This is a genomic window from Rhizobium sp. LC145, from assembly GCF_001005825.1.
GTDB lineage: Bacteria > Pseudomonadota > Alphaproteobacteria > Rhizobiales > Rhizobiaceae > Neorhizobium.
Map to the genome: position 1 here is coordinate 87394 of NZ_LBHV01000007.1, position 18351 is coordinate 105744.

20 protein-coding genes are annotated in these 18351 nt (G+C 64.4%); 8 read left to right on the forward strand and 12 right to left on the reverse strand.

Going from position 1 to position 18351, the window contains the following annotated elements:
* Positions 1-112: 112 nt before the first annotated feature.
* Complete coding sequence (locus tag YH62_RS18385; protein ID WP_046795723.1) at positions 113-2335, forward strand: PBP1A family penicillin-binding protein; 2223 nt, start codon at positions 113-115, stop codon at positions 2333-2335.
* A gap of 4 nt (positions 2336-2339) precedes the next feature.
* On the opposite strand, the gene tet is transcribed toward YH62_RS18385, so the two are convergent.
* A complete protein-coding gene (gene tet / locus YH62_RS18390) occupies positions 2340-3509 on the reverse strand; it encodes a Tet(A)/Tet(B)/Tet(C) family tetracycline efflux MFS transporter (protein ID WP_046795724.1) in 1170 nt (389 codons plus the stop codon).
* A gap of 101 nt (positions 3510-3610) precedes the next feature.
* Here tet and tetR point away from each other — a divergent pair, with 101 nt between their 5' ends.
* The 3 genes from tetR (at position 3611) to YH62_RS18405 (ending at position 6116) form a co-directional block, all read left to right on the forward strand.
* Positions 3611-4234 carry a tetracycline resistance transcriptional repressor TetR gene (gene tetR, locus YH62_RS18395; protein ID WP_046795725.1) on the forward strand — a complete coding sequence of 208 codons (624 nt, stop codon included), beginning with the start codon at positions 3611-3613 and terminating at the stop codon, positions 4232-4234.
* Positions 4235-4957: 723 nt separating this feature from the next.
* A complete protein-coding gene (locus YH62_RS18400) occupies positions 4958-5545 on the forward strand; it encodes a DUF1214 domain-containing protein (protein ID WP_046795726.1) in 588 nt (195 codons plus the stop codon).
* Complete coding sequence (locus YH62_RS18405; protein WP_046795727.1) at positions 5538-6116, forward strand: DUF1254 domain-containing protein; 579 nt, start codon at positions 5538-5540, stop codon at positions 6114-6116. Before YH62_RS18400 ends, YH62_RS18405 begins: the two co-directional genes overlap by 8 nt.
* Positions 6117-6135: 19 nt before the next feature.
* Here the strand turns inward: YH62_RS18405 and YH62_RS30210 are convergent, their stop codons facing one another.
* On the reverse strand, positions 6136-6321 hold the full coding sequence (locus tag YH62_RS30210) for a hypothetical protein (RefSeq protein ID WP_197082535.1): 186 nt from the start codon (positions 6319-6321) through the stop codon (positions 6136-6138).
* Here YH62_RS30210 and YH62_RS30530 point away from each other — a divergent pair.
* Both YH62_RS30530 and YH62_RS18415 read left to right on the forward strand, forming a co-directional pair.
* A complete protein-coding gene (locus YH62_RS30530; protein ID WP_197082536.1) occupies positions 6320-6526 on the forward strand; it encodes a hypothetical protein in 207 nt (68 codons plus the stop codon). The genes YH62_RS30210 and YH62_RS30530 overlap by 2 nt on opposite strands.
* Before the next feature lie 376 nt (positions 6527-6902).
* Positions 6903-7958 carry a DUF2336 domain-containing protein gene (locus tag YH62_RS18415; RefSeq protein WP_170986375.1) on the forward strand — a complete coding sequence of 352 codons (1056 nt, stop codon included), beginning with the start codon at positions 6903-6905 and terminating at the stop codon, positions 7956-7958.
* On the opposite strand, the gene YH62_RS18420 is transcribed toward YH62_RS18415, so the two are convergent.
* From YH62_RS18420 to YH62_RS18430, 3 genes are all read right to left on the reverse strand, one after another.
* Complete coding sequence (locus YH62_RS18420; protein WP_046795729.1) at positions 7959-8306, reverse strand: DUF1491 family protein; 348 nt, start codon at positions 8304-8306, stop codon at positions 7959-7961. It lies immediately after the preceding gene.
* Positions 8307-8549: 243 nt separating this feature from the next.
* Entirely contained in the window at positions 8550-9623 is a 1074-nt protein-coding gene (locus tag YH62_RS18425) for a peptidoglycan-binding domain-containing protein (RefSeq protein WP_046795730.1), read from the reverse strand.
* Positions 9595-11193, reverse strand: coding sequence for a HAMP domain-containing sensor histidine kinase (locus YH62_RS18430; protein WP_082118413.1), 1599 nt, complete (start codon positions 11191-11193; stop codon positions 9595-9597). The genes YH62_RS18425 and YH62_RS18430 overlap by 29 nt, the downstream gene beginning before the upstream one ends.
* Before the next feature lie 437 nt (positions 11194-11630).
* Here YH62_RS18430 and YH62_RS18435 point away from each other — a divergent pair, with 437 nt between their 5' ends.
* Both YH62_RS18435 and YH62_RS18440 read left to right on the forward strand, forming a co-directional pair.
* On the forward strand, positions 11631-12065 hold the full coding sequence (locus tag YH62_RS18435) for a DUF5330 domain-containing protein (protein ID WP_046795731.1): 435 nt from the start codon (positions 11631-11633) through the stop codon (positions 12063-12065).
* A gap of 210 nt (positions 12066-12275) precedes the next feature.
* Positions 12276-12695, forward strand: a complete 420-nt coding sequence (locus YH62_RS18440; RefSeq protein ID WP_046795732.1) for a SufE family protein — start codon at positions 12276-12278, stop codon at positions 12693-12695.
* A gap of 185 nt (positions 12696-12880) precedes the next feature.
* Here YH62_RS18440 and YH62_RS18445 read toward each other — a convergent pair whose 3' ends face one another.
* The 7 genes from YH62_RS18445 to YH62_RS18475 form a co-directional block, all read right to left on the reverse strand.
* A complete protein-coding gene (locus YH62_RS18445; protein WP_046795733.1) occupies positions 12881-13705 on the reverse strand; it encodes a DUF6456 domain-containing protein in 825 nt (274 codons plus the stop codon).
* The gene (locus YH62_RS18450) at positions 13698-14120 is read right to left on the reverse strand and encodes a helix-turn-helix domain-containing protein (RefSeq protein WP_245282128.1); all 423 of its coding nucleotides are present in this window, start codon (positions 14118-14120) and stop codon (positions 13698-13700) included. The genes YH62_RS18445 and YH62_RS18450 overlap by 8 nt, the downstream gene beginning before the upstream one ends.
* Before the next feature lie 444 nt (positions 14121-14564).
* Entirely contained in the window at positions 14565-14990 is a 426-nt protein-coding gene (locus tag YH62_RS18455) for a MucR family transcriptional regulator (RefSeq protein ID WP_046795734.1), read from the reverse strand.
* Between the two features lie 440 nt (positions 14991-15430).
* The gene (gene mnhG, locus YH62_RS18460) at positions 15431-15775 is read right to left on the reverse strand and encodes a monovalent cation/H(+) antiporter subunit G (protein WP_046796044.1); all 345 of its coding nucleotides are present in this window, start codon (positions 15773-15775) and stop codon (positions 15431-15433) included.
* Positions 15772-16179 carry a cation:proton antiporter gene (locus YH62_RS18465; protein ID WP_046795735.1) on the reverse strand — a complete coding sequence of 136 codons (408 nt, stop codon included), beginning with the start codon at positions 16177-16179 and terminating at the stop codon, positions 15772-15774. Before YH62_RS18465 ends, mnhG begins: the two co-directional genes overlap by 4 nt.
* Entirely contained in the window at positions 16176-16649 is a 474-nt protein-coding gene (locus YH62_RS18470) for a Na+/H+ antiporter subunit E (RefSeq protein WP_046795736.1), read from the reverse strand. Before YH62_RS18470 ends, YH62_RS18465 begins: the two co-directional genes overlap by 4 nt.
* Positions 16646-18223: a Na+/H+ antiporter subunit D gene (locus YH62_RS18475; protein WP_046795737.1), complete on the reverse strand. Its 1578-nt coding sequence runs from the start codon at positions 18221-18223 to the stop codon at positions 16646-16648. The genes YH62_RS18470 and YH62_RS18475 overlap by 4 nt, the downstream gene beginning before the upstream one ends.
* Positions 18224-18351: the final 128 nt, after the last annotated feature.

An 18351-nucleotide genomic window follows, 5' to 3' on the forward strand; every position in this document is an offset into this window, starting at 1 on the left:
TGTCAGCTATTGCTGAATAACGGTGGGAGGCTCATGCTCTTGATCCCTTGAGGGGACGGCGTCAAGCACATCCCATCGAAAAGAGCGAGGAATTCAAGCGGGAACAACCAAGGTGCAGGACGAGCCACAGTCATCCGAAGAGCTCCCTCCCGGGCGTCCGCGCAGAAAGCGCCACCTCCTGCTCCGGATCGATTCCTGGATCGATTCCACCGTCTGGAACCTGGGCTTCCGGCTCGGCGAACTCTGGGAGGAGATCACCATCTTCTCCCGCAAGTTCCGCGTCCGGGGCTGGAAGCGGGCCGTCTTCGAAGTCGCCGGCGAGGCCATGACGCTCGGCACGGCGGGCGCCGTAGCACTTCTCGCGCTCGCCCTTCCCGCATTCGAGGAAACCAAACAAGATTGGCGAAACCGGGGCGATTTCGCCGTCACCTTCCTCGACCGCTATGGCAACGTCATCGGCCACCGCGGCATCATCCATGAAGATTCGGTGCCGATCGACGAGCTGCCGGACCATCTCATCAAGGCGGTGCTCGCCACCGAGGACCGCCGCTTCTTCACCCATTTCGGCATAGATTTCATGGGGCTTGCCCGCGCACTGAATGAAAACGCCAAGGCAGGCGGCGTCGTGCAGGGCGGTTCGACGCTTACCCAGCAGCTCGCCAAGAACCTGTTCCTCACCAACGAGCGGTCGCTCGAGCGCAAGATCAAGGAAGCCTTCCTGTCGCTCTGGCTGGAGGCGAACCTTTCCAAGAAGGAAATCCTCTCGCTCTATCTGGACCGCGCCTATATGGGCGGCGGCACATTCGGGGCGGCGGCGGCGGCGCAGTTCTATTTCGGCAAGAACATCGCGGAGGTGAACCTTGCCGAATCCGCCATGCTCGCCGGCCTCTTCAAGGCGCCCGCCAAATATGCCCCGCACGTGAACCTTCCAGCCGCTCGCGCCCGCGCCAACGAGGTGCTGTCGAACCTCGTGCAGAGCGGCATGATGTCCGAAGGGCAGGTGATCGGCGCGCGGCGCAACCCGGCGACCGTCATGGACCGCGCCGAAGCAAAGGCCCCGGATTTCTTTCTCGACTGGGCTTTCGACGAGGTGCAGCATCTCGCCGATGCCGGCAGGTTTCGCGAGCATTCCGTCATCGTGCGCACCACGATCGACACGGGCCTGCAGCAGGCGGCGGAAGCGGCGATGGAATCGAGCCTTCGCGAATATGGCGAGGGATACAAGGTCAAGCAGGGCTCGCTGGTTATGATCGAGAACGGCGGGGCCGTGCGCGCCATGGTCGGCGGCCGCGATTACGGCGAGAGCCAGTTCAACCGCGCCGCCCGCGCGCTGCGCCAGCCGGGCTCCTCCTTCAAGCTCTACACCTATGCGGCCGCCATGGAGAGCGGCATGACGCCGGAAACGGTGATCTCCGACGCGCCGATCACCTGGAACGGCTGGTCGCCGCAGAACTACGGCCGCTCCTACAAGGGCAAGGTCACGCTGATGACCGCCATGTCGCAATCGCTGAACACCGTTCCGGTGCGGCTTGCCAAGGAAAAGCTCGGCACCAAGGCGATCGTGGAAATGGCAAAGGCCATGGGCATCGAAACGCCGCTTAGAAGCGACAAGACCGTCCCGCTCGGCACATCGGAAGTAACCGTGCTCGACCAGGCGACGGCTTATGCCGTGATGCCGGCGGGCGGCATGCAATCCCGCCGCCACGGCATTTCGCAGGTGCTCGGCTACGGTGGCGAGGTGCTCTACGATTTCCAGCGGGACGAGCCCCCGGCAAAGCGCGTGCTCTCGGAAGACGCCACGAAATCCATGAACCGCATCCTGACGACCATTCCCTATAACGGCACGGCGCGGCGCGCCGCCGTCGAGGGCGTGCTGACGGGCGGCAAGACCGGCACCTCGCAAAGCTATCGCGACGCCTGGTTCGTCGGCTTCACCGGCAATTACACCGCAGCCGTCTGGTTCGGGAACGACGATTTCACGCCGATGAAGGAGATGACGGGCGGCACGCTGCCGGCCATGACCTTCAAGAAGCTGATGGATTATGCGCATCAGGGCATCGAGCTTCGGCCTATTCCCTTCATCGACAATCCGCTGCCCGCCGGCGACCACAAGGGCGGCCAGGCGGTGGCGAAGAAGGAGGAAGGCAGTGAAACCGACCTGCCCGCACTCATCCGGCCGCGCTCGCTCTCGGCAGAATCGACCCGCGTGCTGCGCCAGATCGCCAAGGATCTGAAGGCGGCCGGCCCGCTCCTGCCGGGAACGCCGAAGGTCGCAGAAGCGGATATGACCGAGGCGGTCATCAAGCCGGCGGCGGGCGGAACGGAAACGCGATAGGCTTTCAGGCGGCGGCCGGCCTCTGCAAGGCTGGCAGGCAAGCGAGATAGAGTACGGCACCTGCTATCCAGACCCAGCCGTTCCACGTTCCCGCCGTCTGCGCATAGAGAGCGGTGAAGCCCAGCGGTCCGATGATGGAAGTCAGATTCGTCAGGCTGGCGAGCGTTCCCTGCAGCCTGCCTTGCGCATCATCGCCGACAGATCTCGACAGCATGGCCTGCAGGGTCGGCATGCCCACTCCGCCGGCCGCCAGCAGGAAAAGGATCGGCAGGACCATCCACCCCTGCGTGGCGAAGGCCAGAGCCAGAAAGCCGGCCCCGTCGGCCATCATGCCGAGAAGCAGGGTGCGCCTTTCACCGAGCCGAGCGGAAAGCGGCCCGGTGACGAAGGCCTGGAACAACGCATGCACGGCGCCGAAGGCCGCAAGCGACAGGCCGACCGTCGCCGTTTCCCAATGGAAGCGATCCTCGCCGTAGATCACCCAGAGTGCTGCCGGCACCTGGCCGATCAGCTGCATGGTGAAGAAGACGCCAATCAGCGCCAGAAGACCGCGCAGAGGACCATCCAGCCGGAAGGCGGCGAGCGGGTTGATGCTTGCCGGCTTCTCCGCCTCGCTCCGGCCCCGTCTGGATTCGGTGAGGAAAATGCAGGCAAGCAGAAATCCGAAGCCGTTGAGAAAGGCCGCCGCCATGAAGGGCGCATGGGCGGATATGCCGCCCATCAAGCCGCCGATCGCAGGGCCGGCGATCATGCCGCCGCCGAAGCAGGCGCCCATGAAGCCGAACCAGCGCGCGCGTTCGTCTTCCCGCGTCGCATCCGCGATGGTGGAGGCGGCCACCGCTCCGGTCGCGCCGGTGATCCCCGCGACGATCCGGCCGATATAGAGCACCCAGAGCACCGGCGCTGCCGCCATGACGGCATAATCGACCGTTGCCCCGGCGAGCGAGGCGAGCAGCACCGGCCGGCGGCCGTGCCGGTCCGACAGCCTCCCGATGAGCGGCGCGAAGAAGACCTGCATCAGCGCATAGAGCGACAGCAGGACGCCGTAATGCCCGGCCACCTCATGCGACGGCACGAGTTCGCGCAACAGCGCCGGCAGGACCGGCATGACGATCCCGAGCCCCATGGCATCGAGGGCGACCACGGCCAAGGCAACGGCAAGCGACCTGTTCATGTAAAACCTCAAATCCGGCACCGCCGGAAATTTATCATCGATAAGGAAATGGACAAAAACTTTATCGATGATAAATTGTCAAGAGCAGGAATGGAGCCAAGATGACGAAACTGGACCGGGAGACGGTGATCCGCGCGGCACTCGACCTTCTCAACGAGGTCGGCGTCGATGGCCTGACGACGCGCAGGCTTGCCGAGCGGCTGAAGGTTCAGCAACCCGCCCTCTACTGGCATTTCCGCAACAAGCGGGCGCTGCTCGATGCGCTGGCCGAGACGATGCTGGCGGAAAAGCACATGCGCTCCATGTCGAGGAAGGGCGAAGACTGGCGCATGTTCCTCAGGGAGAACGCCCGAAGTTTTCGGAAAGCCTTGCTCGCCTATCGCGACGGCGCCCTCATCCATGCCGGCACGCGGCCGACTTCACCGCAGTTCGATATCGCCGAGGCGCAGATCCGCCTGCTCTGCGAAGCGGGCTTCAACGCGAGGCAAGCCGCCCAGGCGCTCGCCGCGATCAGCCATTACACGGTCGGCGCTGTCATCGAGCAGCAGACGGCGGAGGCGGATATGGCCGAGCGGCAGGGGATGGAAGCGCCCGCAGCACCTTCGCCGCCGGCCTTTCTGCTGCATGTTTTCGACGAACTGGAGAGTGCCGGGGCGGATGCCACTTTCGACTACGGCCTAGACGCCCTCATTGCCGGGTTGGAGCAGAAACTTCCGGGTGAGTGATACGCTCTTCAGGCGGCAGACGGGACGGAGACGCGATAGCGCGAGGCTGGCCGGAGTTACAAACAAGAAACCCCGCCAAGCTTGTTATCGCCGTGACGGGGTCTGCCTCCGCGGAGGTCTTGAGGCTGAACGACTCTCGTCGCCAGCGATCGAACTCAATATGGGGAATGCCCCTTAAATTTCAAGTTAAATTCCCAGTCCTGCCCTGACAGCCAGGCGAATTCTCTCCAGGGTATCCGCATCCACTCGTCTGGTTAGATACTTGCGTTTCCCCTGCTGATCCCTGCTTGTGCGAAAGAGGTCAAGGCGATCAAAACTGACCGTTGCGATCATATCGCATTTGGCCCACATCATCGGCGAATCAAAGGGCGAAGGAAGGATCGGATCAAGGATAAGCTCAACAACATAGTCGAGCGATCGGGATGGCGGAGTTGTCGAAAGCGGCACGACTGCGCAAAGTCCATCCCGATGAGGAAGCCGTGGAGACACCACGATCGCTGGCCGACGTTTGACCATCTCAGGCGGTACGAAACCACCCAAAGCATAGTCGCAAAGCAAAAGTGTTCCTGGAGGAACGGCATATCGAATCGGCATCGCGGAACAGTAGCCGATTCGGCGCGATTCACATCTGTCTGGAACCTTCCACAGCCCCTCCTCCATTCCTTCTCAAGAGAATCAATGCTAAGGCCTGACCCAAGCAATCGTCCGAGGGCCCGGTTTCAGGTGTTTCGTGTCCCCTTTCTCATCGCCGTCGCGCTTGCCATCGCCTTCGGCGGCGGTATCTGGTCCACGCTCGTGGCGCTCGATGCGACGGTGGGGTTCGGCGCCATAAAGCTTGGTCCCTGGGAGGCATTCCCGGACGCGCAGACCTCCAAGGCCGATCCTTACGCGAAATCGCACCGCGCGAATGCCGGCAAGCTCCTCTATGCCAGCGCCGAGGGGCTCGTCTTCACCGCTGCTGTCGATAGCACCGGGGCACGGCTTTCCGGCGACTGCACCTACCGGCTTTCCGGCCACACGCCGCCGGCGCGTTTCTGGACGCTGTTTCCCACGCGCCCCGGTGGCGCGCCGCCCTCGATTACCAGCGACCTGCCCACCGCGCTGAACTCGCGCACGGTGCTGCGCCAGCCGGACGGCAATTTCACGGTAGACATCTCCGCCTCCGCCAGGCCCGGAAACTGGCTCGCCGTTTCCGCCGGCCAGCCCTTCCGCCTGACGCTGACGCTGTTCGATACGCCGACGGCCGGCAGTTCCGGCCTGGTGGATCTCTCCATGCCCTCGATCGTAAAGACCGGATGCGGAAATGCTTAGATCTTTCGCGTTCAAGCTCGCGCTGGCGATCGCCACGGGCCTCATCGGCGCGGCGCTGCTGCATCTCGTGATCGTGCTGTCGCTGCCCTATTTCAGCGAGCGCGACGCCTATACGCGCGTGCTCGCCAAAGGCGAGCGCCACCGCTTCTATCCGCTTGCCGAAAAGCCCGATCAGGCAGGGCTTGCCAAGGACGATCCCTTCCTCGAGGTGGCGGTGTGTTCCTTCGATATCGGCAGCGGCCCCATTCGCGTGATGGCGCCGGGCAACGTGCCCTTCTGGTCGCTCGCCGTTTATGACGGCGCATCGAACGAGGTCTTCTCGATCAACGACCGCACGTCCGTCGGCGGGATGCTGGATGTGGTGATCGCAACGCCCGTGCAGCTTACGCTTCTGCGCAAGTCGCTGCCGGAGCCGATCGCGGAATCGATCCTGGTGGAGACGCAGGCTGCGGAGGGTTATATCGTGCTGCGCAGCATGGTGCCGCAGCCGAGCTTTGCGGCGCCAGCGAGGCAATTCCTCGCTCAGGCGACCTGCGCGCCTTTCGAATGGCGGGCCAGAAACCAGTTCTGATTTCACCCCGCGGGAGCTGTCACTTCTGTTCTGTGCGAACCAGTGCGTTTTCAGCCTGCCGGCGGGGCGCATCCCCGGCGCGCTCGTAGCGCACGCCGGTGAAGAGCAGCAATTTGCCCTCCTTTTCCTGCGGCCTGCCGATATGCACCGGCGGCCGCCTGCTCGGCCTGAGACGCCATCTGTTCAATACCACGATCTCTGCCATGCTCGTCTCCATTCCAGGGTTCGAGACGGATGAAGGGCTGATCGATTTCACCCTGCCCTTCCGGAGGGCCTCACGCAATTCCCGGCAGCCTCACCTGCGGGGACTTGCGCTTCTTGAGCGCTCCTTACATCCAAAGCGCGGCGACACCTATTCCGAGACCGGTTTCGCCTGGACCGGGCTTGATGCGCTGGCGTCTTTCCGGTGAACCGATCAGGAAAACCATGGGGACGCCGAACATGCGGCCAATTCAGCCATAAGTCGGTTAACGGACCATTTACACTACCAAGGCATGTGGCTTCGTGCCGCCCCTGCCCACAGCAAAAACGCAAAAGACCGGCATTTGGTTCAAGCCTCCGGCAGGAGAAATTACCGGCTCGCGACATGGCTGCGTATCCATGCCGGGATGGGACGATACTGTTTCGAAACGGTCCGCCTTCACCTCCCATTAACCCTTACAGAGTTAGCATCCGGTAAACAGGATCGGGAGAGGTCGGCGCCATTTCCCCATGACCCACTTTCCTGCCGGGATCTCCCCGGAGCGCGCAACGCCTCCGGGTTTGTTTTGCGTAGTGAGTATGGCTGTGATCGACCAGTTTCGAGATCTTGAGAGGCCCGCGGCCATGCGCAGGAAGGATGTGGTTTTGATGGCCACGGTAACCAGTTTCGAAAGCCTTGCCCGCCCCTCCCGTTCGGAACTGCGGCAGTTCGCCGAACTCTTCGCACCGCTCTTTTCCGCCTCCACCGAGGAAGCCCGCCGCCAGGCGGTCGCAGCCCTCTCCCAATGCCCGAACGTGCCGCCGGCCGTCGCCTTCTTCATCGCAAGCCAGCCGATCGCGATCGCGGCGCCGTTTCTCGCCGCTTCCGCCTGCCTGGACGATGAGACGCTGGTGGCCATCGCCCGCACGCAAGGCGAGGCCCATGTCCGGGCGATCGTGCGGCGCGAGGCGCTGTCGCCGACAGTGATCGATGCTCTGGTGGGCCTGCGATATCCGAAGGAAGAAACAGAAGCGGAGACCGATGCCGAGGCGGGCGAGCCGGAGGCTCCCCCATCCGTCCAATCCGAGGCAGAAGTCCCCGAAACTGCAGAAGGCAAAGACCGCCTGGAGCGCGAAGAAGAGCTTCGCGAACAGATCAAGGCGCTGGCTGCCCATATCGACCGGCCGGCGAGCGACCGCCTCGGCCTGCGCAGTCTGACGCCGGCGCAGGAGGCGCTGCTCGTGCGGTTCGCCCGCAATCGCGAGGCAGGCTTCTTCGCGAGCGTGCTTGCCGATGCGCTTTCGGCCAGCCGCTGGCTTTCGGAGCGCATCATGCTCGACATTTCCGGCCAGCAGCTTGCCGCCACGCTGAAGGGGCTCGCCATGCAGCCGGCAGACGCGCTCTTCATCCTCGAGCGGCTCTACGGCCACCTCGCGCAGCGCACGGAAGGCGAAAGCCGGGCCGAGGCCCTATGGGGAAAGCTCGATGCGGACGAGTGCTACGGCCGCGTGGAAGCCTGGCGGCGCGCCGACAGCTATACCTATGCGGCCGGTCCGCGGACGATCTCCGAGGAAAGCGAGCTGGAAGCCCACCATGCCGCGCGGCCGCAACCGGCGGCCGTCAGCTCGCGCAGGGTGCCGCAGGCGGTTCGCCGGCGCTGATTATCCACCGCGCTCCACGACTTCGAATAGATCGCCGATTTCATCCGTTTCCAGCTCCACGAGCCAAAGATCGGGATCGAAGCGCAACTCGCGCGCCAGCATCTCCTCGATCTCGTGGGACTGCGCCTTTTCCAGACGCAGCTCGAACTTGCGGGCGCCATCGTCCGCCTCGTCGAAGAAGTTCTGGGGAGCCGGCGCGAACAGCGTTTCCAGCCCATCGCGCCCGCGCTGGCGGATGAAGATCGCGCCCGCCTCTTCCGCGCCCTTCTTCTCGACGGCGGCGAACCCGCCCGCCGAAAAGACGCGACGGATGAGGGCGGAGGCGAAGATATCGGAACGGATGCGCATGGATTTGTCTTATGGCGGTTCAATGGGAAGGGCAAATGCTGGCATGTCCAAGGGTCGAACTGCCCTGGTCTTACAGGGAAACTGCCCCTCACCCTAACCCTCTCCCCGTTTTGACGGGGAGAGGGAACGTGCCCAGCGGAACGTCGCGAATAGGGGCAGGCCGAAGCGGCATACTTCCTTCTCCCCGCTCGCGGGGAGAAGGAAGTATGCCGGATGAGGGGCAATTTTGCCGATAGCCGAAAACTAAAGAGCGCCGATCGATTTCAGCTTCTTCAGGACCTGCTCGTTCGGCTCGCCGGTCTCGGGAAGGCGGTAGTGCTTCTCGAAACGGCGGATCGCCGCCTTGGTCTGGTCGCCCGCCACGCCGTCGACGGTGACATCGGCATAGGCGATGTTGGAAAGCCCGCGCTGGATCTGCAGCACGAGATCGGACGGCGGGAGTATCGTCGGCCTCGACGCCGATACCTGTCTCGCAGGCCCGCCGACATTGGCGGGCGGGCGCGCGGACGGGCTCTTTTCCGCAGAGCGGATGGCGGCTGCGACCGGATCCTCCCCCGCATGGATGTTTTCCGCCGGGCGGGCGGCGGGGACGACGGCCACCGGCGCGCGCGGAGCTTCCGCCGGCTGCTGGGCGGGCTCAGCCGGGCGGGACGCCACCTGGGTTCCGGCCTTCAGCGCGGCGAGCAGTTCGGCACTGGCGCCGCCGGTGCGTTCCAGGCCCGCGGCCTCCTGGAAGGAGAGGATCGCGGCCGCGGTGCGCGGGCCCATCAGCCCGTCGTCGGCACCCTCATAGAGGCCTCGGCGGGAAAGCTCGCGCTGGACTTCAGCGACCAGGGCCCGGTCGGCCGCCGTCTGTTGCGGCGGGGGGGGTGCCTGCGGCGCCTGAGGCTCGGCTGCGGGAACCGGTGCCGGAACCGGAGCCACGGCCGGCGTCGTCCCCGCGCTTTCGGCGGGCGCCGCTTCCTCCACCCGCCCTATGCGGAATGTCGTGACCTCTTCGGGGGCTGCCCGCCGTAGCGGCCGGTAGCCGGCGATGGCATTCGGATCTTCCAGATCGCGGGTTGCGAGGAAGGGAGACGGGTGGCCGCCCGGCTGATACCAGAGGGCGTTGGCTGCGACGAAGCTGAACACGACGATGAAGGCGGAGGCCCCGGCCACGATGCGCGGATGGCGCGCGGCCGCGGCCCCGAGCGAACCGGCCACCGCCGCAACACCAGCCCCGGCCCCACCGGCCACCGCCGTGGCCAGGCGCAAGGGAAGACCCGGCCCCTTGGCCGACTTCCTCCTCTCAGGCGATTTTCGCTTTCGCGCGGTCATGGTCAAAATCCCGTTCGTCCGTCATGGGCGCTCCCCCGCCGACCTTGGGTTCCCCGGGGAGGCCCTTGGAGAGGCCCCTGGGGAGACGAGGGGGAAATTCGATCGTCTGCTCCTCCGCCGCACCATCGCGGCGTGCCGCGCCGGAGCCATCCGCCGGCAGCAGGACCGTCACCACGGTCCCCTCGCCGGGGCGGCTTCTGATCTCGAAGCGGCCGCCATGCAGCGCCACGAGACCCTTGACCAGCGACAGGCCGAGGCCGGTCCCTTCGTAACGGCGGGCGAAATCATTATCAACCTGCATGAAGGGCTCGCCGATCAGTTCCAGCTTTTCTGCCGCAATCCCGATGCCGGTATCGCTGACGGAGAGGACGAGATCGCCGCCGTCGAGCGCCGCATCGATGGAGACGACGCCGCGATCGGTGAACTTGATGGCATTGCCGGCGAGATTGATGAGGATCTGCTGCACGGCGCGGCGGTCCGCCACCACCTCGCCCAGCCCCTTCTGCACGCGGCAGGTAAGCGTGATTTCCTTCTCGCGAGCGGAAAGATCGAGCATGGCGCGGCAGGCCTCCATCGCATCGGCGATGCGGAAGGGCTCGGTCAGGAGCTCGTAGCGCCCAGCCTCGATCCTGCTCATGTCGAGCATGGTGTTCACCACGGAGAGCAGATGCGCGCCCGACTGGCGGATGAGGCCCACATATTCCCGCTGGCGCTCGGTTTCGAGCTTGCCGAAATATTCGCCCGCCAGCACATCCGAAAAGCCGAGAATGGCATTGAGGGGCGTGCGCAGCTCATGGCTGACGGCGGCCAGGAAGCGCGATTTCGCCTCATGCGCGGACTGGGCCTCGGCCGTGCTCCGGACGGCTTCGGCGCGCAGCGCCGCCTCCTCGGACGTATCGCGAAGCTGGGCGAAGACCTGGAAAAGCCGTCCCTCGCCATCGCGAAGGGCGGTCATATCCATCCGGGCATAGAGGAACTGCCGGCCGCCGGAAGCGCAAAAGGGACGCTCGACCCGGACTTCGACGAGCGCGCTCTCGCTTCCCTGGCGCAGAGCGTCGAATGCCTGCATGAGGGTGATGCGGTCGGAGACATGAACCAGCTCGGCAAAGACGGCGCCGGTCGGCGCGCGCAGGTTTGCAGGCAGGCCGAGGCGATCGCGGCCGCCGGCCTTCACCACAACGCCCTGCGGATCGAGGATCAGCGCAAGGCCGGGGCATGCGGCGAAAACGGCGTCATCCGGCTCCAGGCCGGAAAAGGGCACTACAGCGGAACGCCGGAAGGCGAAGGCAGCGGCGGCGGCCACGAGGAAGAGCGAGAGAACGACGGCAGCGCCCACCGGCAGCGCCAGCGAGGGGCTCGCCACGAAACTTAAGGCAAGAGGCACGTAGACGAGCGCGGCAAGGCAGGAGAAGGCGAGCCGGCGCAGGAAGGCGATCTCGCCTGCGGGCGCCCGATCACCTTCGCCGATACGCTCCAGCCATCGGAGCGCGGCATGGTCGACCAGTTCGACCGCCCAGCCGGCAATGTTACTCAATACGCGCACGCCAAATCCTGAAAACAACAGACTCATTCGTTGAAGGGACAATAGGTCCATGCGGCTTAAAGAAAGGATAAAACAACCCCTTTTGAAGGTTCCAGGCACCCCGAAATCCCGCTTTGACACACAATCCGGGGCACTTCTGCGATCATGGTTAACGCGGCGTAAGCAACGGATTCGACTGCGTTTTCCGCCTCACGTTAACCTTTATGGCGAGGGCCGCCTCCGCAAAGGCCATGGCTTCGGGGCCCTGCCGCATTTATGCTTAACGGCAATCGCTAAACTTGTACTCGAATTCGGCTCAAACCTGTCTCAAACGGGGGCAGGTAAAAATTCCGGAGAAATTTATTTAAAAATCGAGCGATCATATAAAAACGCTGTTCGCTTCCCGGCTGTAAGGTCTCGGCCAGGACCGGAAGCAAGCCGGCGGCCGCCGCGGCGGTCGGACGGATTTAGAGGGTGACGGGACAATGTGGTTTCTGATCAAGGGAAGTTTCTGGTTCGCGGCGGTGCTCGTCGTGCTCTCCTATTTCAGCTCCCGCCCCGCCCAGGAGACGGAAGCCGTTTCCGCGCTGCAGGTCACCGATACGTTCCGGGTCGCCACCGAGGCCTATCAGTACATGAGCGCGCTCTGCTCGGAAAAGCCGGATGTTTGCGAGAAGGGCGCCGAGACCCTGACGCTGCTCGGCCACCGGGCCCGGGAAGGCGCGCGCGTCGCGTTCGAGCTTCTGGACAAGCAATTTGCGGAAGACGGCAAGCCGGCCGAAAACGGGCCGATCGCCGAGCTTGCCGATCCCGATCCCGCGCCCTTCCCCGGCAAGGCCGCCGCTCCGCGCCATGAGGGCGGCGCCGACACCATCATGACCGGAGCCATTCCGCTGCCGCAGCCGAAGCCGCTTCACTGAGTCTCTTTATGCAATTCCGAAAGCTTGCGCCGCGCTCCTTTGGGGTTCACGGCGCCTGTCTGCCTGCCCTGTATCTCGGCATCCTGCCGGCGCCGCGAGGAATGAAATCCTCGCGGCGATTTTTTTGCTGTTTTCCCCGAGGCGGTTCCTCCCTATATGAGGACTGAACGCTGCGCAGTCTCTGCGCGACATGCTTTAGCAGGAGCCGCCATGGCGAGCCTCGACCAGATCATCGACGATTTCGCTTTCCTCGACGAATGGGAAGACCGCTACCGCTATGTCATCGAGCTCGGCAAGCAACTGCCGGAGCTTGCCGATGACAAGCGGACGCTCGAGAACAAGGTGCAGGGCTGCGCGAGCCAGGTCTGGCTCGTCAGCCATTCGGACGGCGCGGCCGACCCTGTGCTGACCTTCGAGGGCGATTCCGACGCGCATATCGTGCGCGGGCTGGTGGCGATCGTGCTCGCCGTCTATTCCGGCAAGCGCGCCTCCGAGATCGCCACGACCGACGCAATCGAGATCTTCGACCGCATCGGGCTGGTGGAACACCTCTCCTCGCAGCGCGCCAACGGACTGCGCTCCATGGTGCGGCGGATCAGGCAGGAAGCGACAGCGAAGGTCGCGGCGTAAAATAGCCCCTCCCGGCCTGCTGGCCACCCTCCCCACAAGGGGGAGGGAGATATGCCGCGCCCTCATCGCTTTTTCTCATGACCGGAGACAAAGTAGCCTGGCAGGATGCGATGGAGCGGGGACATTGCCGCTTGTCCCCTCCCCCTTGTGGGGAGGGAGGCCGGCAGGCCGGGAGGGGTAGCAAATCACAACACCGGCCGATAATCCTCCACGCCCCAATGGTGCCTGCGGCGCCGGCGTTCCGGCGCGGGCGGAGCATAGTGGCGGGCAAGCGCCAGAAGTGCGGCGCGCAGCATCAGCTTTGCCGAACGCACCGGCCATTGCCGCTCCCGCTCCACCAGTTCCAGCCCCTTCGAGAAACAGCAGACATCGACCGCCACTCCGGCAAGCTCGGGCCCCATCGCCTCCACGGCGCGGGCGAAGCGGTCACGCGCCGCCATTGCGCTTTCGGCGATCTCGGCCTGACCGCCCGCCTGCCCCTTGCCGCGGCTTGCAAGTCTCGGCTCCCACGAAGCCGTTACGCGCGGCTGCAACTGCGCCCTGGTAAAATCGGCAAGCAGCCGCTCGCCGGCCGCGATCGCCTCTTCCGGCAGGAAGGAGGCACCGTTGCGATCCCTTATCCTGGCGAGCGCCGAAAGCGGCGATTCCGAAAGATTGCGGCGCACCGGCTGGCGGGCTCCCTCCACCTCGACGCTTTCCACCGCGATCTCGCGATGCTGGCCGCCGAACCTCTCGTCGTCATCCCCCTCGACCAGAGCGCGGCGCAGAAAGGCCGAGGCTTCGGGATTTGCCGAGGCCCTACCCTCCACGATCCGCAGGAGCCCCCTCGCCTCTGCCGCACGAATGGTGGCGCGGGAATAGGCGCGCCCCTCCTCCCCGAGCATCAGCATTTCTCCGTTGGGCGAGGGTTTGACGGTGCATTCGCCGCGGGAAAGCTGGCGGATGAGGCACAGCATTTCCTTCCTGGCGGCGCGCGCCAGCTTCGCTTCGCTTCCGGTTACCTCAATCATGAGCCGACATCTCCGAAAGCCCGAAGACGGCCGCGACGATGCGCTCCACGGCGGAGACGAAATCATCGAAGGCGGGATCGTCGCGGCGGTCCTCGACCACATGGCAGGCATGGCCGACCGTGGTGCGATCGCGGCCGAAGGCATCGCCGATATCGCTGAGCGACATCCTGAGCGAGACATGGCAGACATACATGGCGATCTGCCGCACATGGCAGGACGGGCGGCGGCGGTCCCGCGGCGGCATTACGCGATCGCCGAGCAGCACGACCATCTCGCTCACGAGCTGCCGAACAATGCGGCAGGTATTCCTCGAGGGCAGGCTGAGGGTCATGAGTATCGGCAGGCGCCCCGCGCCCGCCCGGAATAGAGCGGGATGCGTCGGCTGGGAGGCGTTCGGAAGCTTCTCAAAAGGCATGACAACTCCTCAATGAATAGGAATTAATTCATACACCTTAGAGCAAGAGCGGGGATGCAGGAAGCGACGGGTCGGTTGTGACTCACTGAAATTCCTCAGGTTTTTCAATGAAGAGGAAATCGGAGATGGGAATTTTTTCCTCTCATCGTCCCCGCAACGTGGCACAATCCTACAATGCGAAGGCGCATGCTTTGCGGGGAGGTTCGCGCCGAGCGCGGCAAGGGAGAAGCATGGAGGCAGCGCGAGCTGCGGAAAAGCCGATGACGGAGATCGGCAACATCGCGCCGGCTTTCCGCCGGAGCGCCCTCACCACCTTCAATCAAGGAAGAGGGAGCATGCAGCGCGGCCACGCATCGTGCGTAGGGCGCTGCAGTCTTTCACAAAGAGTTGCCCATAGGGGGGTGCCCGTGGGAGCCGAGCCGAGGGGCTGCCGCCCCTCCAAAATCACGCCCGCTTGCGGCGCTGGCCGAGGCCCATTTCCTTGGCGAGACGCGAGCGCGCCTCGGCATAGGCAGGCGCGACCATCGGGTAATCCGCCGGCAGACCCCACTTTTCCCGGTATTCTTCCGGGGTCATGTTGTAATGGGTCATCAGGTGCCGCTTCAGCGACTTGAACTTCTGCCCATCCTCCAGGCAGATCAGGTAATCGTCCTCGATGGACTTCTTGATCGGGACCGGAGGCTTCGGCTTTTCGACCGTCGTTGCGGCGGGAGCCGGAGAAGAGGTGTTGGTGAGGGCCGAGTGGACATCCGAAATGAGGTTCGGAAGGTCGCCCACGGGGACGACATGGTTGCTCACATAGGCAGCGACGATGTCGGCGGTCAGTTCCACCAGCAGGTCCTGGCCCTTGCCCAGTGCGATCTCTGTCATTTCATGTCTCCTGTTCAAACTGTGACGACGAGGCCCGCGACCTCCGCGGCACCCGTCCGAGTGGAGCATTTCGTGGACAGGACACCACCTAGCCGCATCGTCGCGAAGACATGAAACCTACCCCTAGATTTCACACGGCAAGGAGGCGTTCATGGCCTCGGACATGCCTCGAAGCAGGTTTTCCTTCAAACCCCGAGTGTTTCCGCCAGCTTTTCCAGAAGGATCGGCTAGACACGTTCGGCATTCTCGGAAAGAGACCTCTTCCAGGCAACATCAGCGCTCAACTACTTTGGAATTAGACCTCTTGCGAAAGTCCTTCAAGTGCGAAATCTGGTAATAGGGGGCATTTTTCAGCTCTACACCAAAAGAACAGTGCAATTACTCCGATAGATTCGGAAAATATTGCCTGCTGAAAAAACCAATAAATCTACCACTGAGGGTTATATTCGCTTCTCATAATCGCTCATTTCATCGCAAACGGAGCGCGGCGACAGCGAATAGCCGACCTGATGCGCCGCTTTGGCAAGCAAGTGGGCCGAAACCGGGGCGGTCAGAATGAAGAAGAAAAAACCGGCAAGCGCGCGGGCAAGAGTGGCCAAATCGCCGGAATGCACGCCGACGGCGAGCAGCATCAGCCCCGAGCCGACCGTGCCGGCCTTGGAGGCCGCGTGCATGCGGGTATAGATGTCCGGCAGCCGGTTGAGGCCGATCGCCGCGATCAGCGCGAAGGCGGAGCCGGAAAGGATCAGCGCGGCGGTCGCCAGCGCAAAGAGCATGTCCATCAGGCCTTTCTCCCCTTTCCTGCCGCCGGCGGAGCGGGTTTCGCCTTCGCCTTTGCCTTTGCTCGGCCGCCTGCCCTCTCGGCGGGCGCGGCTTCGGCGGCTGCGGGCGCGCCCTCGGACGATCCGTCGCGCCCACGCGCCAGGATGAAGCGGGCAAACGCGACGGTCGCCAGGAAGCCGACGAGGCCGAGCGAGATTGCGATATCGATATAGAGCGTGAAGCCGGTCCTGATGGCGATCACGCCGATGAAGCCGATCACGATGCCGACCAGCATATCGAGCGCCACCACCCGGTCCGGCAGGGTCGGCCCCTTGATGACGCGGTAGACGGTCAGCAGAAAGGCGATGCCGAGGAGGACGAGGCCGATCAGGATGGCGACGGAGAGAACGGTATCGGGCGCGCTCATCTAAACGCCTCCATGATCTTGCGCTCGAAGCCTTCGGCGATATCCCGCTTCGTCGCCTCGATATCGGAGCAATCGATCGCATGGACGAACAGCGTCTTGCGATCGACCGAGACGTCGACCGAGAGCGTGCCTGGCGTCAGCGTGATGAGGTTGGCGAGCAGCGTGATCTCGAAATCACGGTCGACCGTCAGCGGGAAGGCGAAGATGCCGGGCTTCAGGTCCATGCGCGGGCTTACCACCAGAACCGCCACCTTCCAGGCGGAAAGCGCGAGTTCCTTGAGGAAGAGGACGAGGAGTGAAAGCACCCGCCCGAACCGCTTCCAATAGCCGCGCCCGCCCATCTCGTCGCGCACGATCCACAGGCAAAGCGTCGCGAGCAGGAAGCCGAAGGCGAGGTTGTGGAAGCTGGCGCTGCCGGTGATCGCCACCCAGACAGCGGTGAAGAGCGTGCTGACGATGATCGTGGTCATGGGGCTCCTCCGGCAGGAATGGGCGCGCCTCCGGGGAAGACCGAACGGATATAGGCGGAAGGATCGGCAAGCCCTTCGGCGGCTGCCTGCGAGAGGCCGATCAGGCTTTCCGGAAAGAGGCCGAAGACGACGGAGAAGGCAACGAGCCCGGCGATCGGCAGCACGATCGTCATGCTGGCCCTTGGAGCGGGCGGGGCGTCATCGGCCCGCGGACGCCAGTAGGCGAGCAGGAAGACGCGGCCGAGCGCGAGCGTGACGATGAAGGCGGAAACGAGGATCGAGGCGGCGAGCCACCAGGCACCGATATCGAGCGCGGCCTTCAGGAGCGCCACCTTGGGCCAGAGGCCGAGGAAGGGCGGCAGGCCGGCAACCGCCAGGAACAGGATGAAGGACGCGGCCGTAAACCAGGGCGAGCGGACATAGAGGCCGCCGAGGGCCGCAAGCGAGAACGAGCCGCCGAGCCGCGCCGCCTCGCCCGTCACCAGGTAGAGCGCCGTCATCGCCACCATGGAATGCAGGGCATAGAGGATCGCACCGCTGACGCCGGGCTCCGTGCCGATCGCGACGCCTGCCATCATGTTGCCGATGCCGGCGATGACGAGATAGCCGGCGAGCCTTCTCAGATCGTTCTGTGCCAGCGCACCGAGCGCGCCGAGCAGCATGGTGAGCGCAGCGGAAATCGCGATCACCAAGCTCAGCTCCTCCCGCTCGACGGGGAAGAGCATGACCATGATGCGGATCAGCGCGTAGATGCCGACCTTGGTCAGCAGGCCGCCGAAAAGCGCGGAAACCACGATGCGCGGCGTGTGATAGGAGGCCGGCAGCCAGAAGTTTACCGGGAAGGCGGCCGCCTTCATGGCGAAGGCGAGCACGAAGAGTGCGCCAAGCGTGATGGTGGGCGCGCTGCCGCGGTGATCGGCGGCCTTTGTCGCGATATCGGCCATGTTGAGCGTGCCGAAGATCGCATAGAGATAGCCGACGCCGATCAGGAAGAGCGTCGTGCCGAGGAGGTTGAGGATCGCGTATTTCAGCGCGCCGTCGATCTGCTCCCGCTCGGAACCGAGGATCAGCAGGCCGAAGGAGGAGATCAGCAGAACCTCGAACCAGACATAGAGGTTGAAGACGTCGCCGGTCACGAAGGCTCCCGTGACGCCCGCCATCAGCAAGAGCAGGAAGGGGAAGAAGCCGTAGCGGCGACCGCTGGTATCGATATCGCGCAGCGCATAGATGCCGCCGGCAAGGGCCGCGAGCGCCGCGACCAGCGCCATGACGGCGCCGAAGAGATCGACGGTGAAGGCGATGCCGAAGGGCGGCAGCCAGCGGCCCATGGTCATGGTGACGGGCCCGCCCGACCAGACCTTCCAGAGCAGCGCGGCATCGATGAGCACCAGGAGCGCGAGCGCCGGCACGGCGAGAAGGCCATGCAGGTCTATGCGGTGGCGGATCATCATCAGCGCGGCGCCGGCGCCGAGCATCAGCGCGACCGGCAGCACAACCAGCCAATCGGCGAATGTGGCGGGCGCAAGCACCAGGGCTGCGGAGAGATCGACGGGGGTGGAGGTTGGAGCGGCCATCAGAGGTTACCTCCACCGGAGACAAGCTTCCCCCTCTGGCCTGCCGGCTTTTGGGGTCGAGACACTGGTCTCGACCCGTCCTTCGGACCCCACCACAAGGGGGCAGAGGACTCGCGGCAACGCCTACT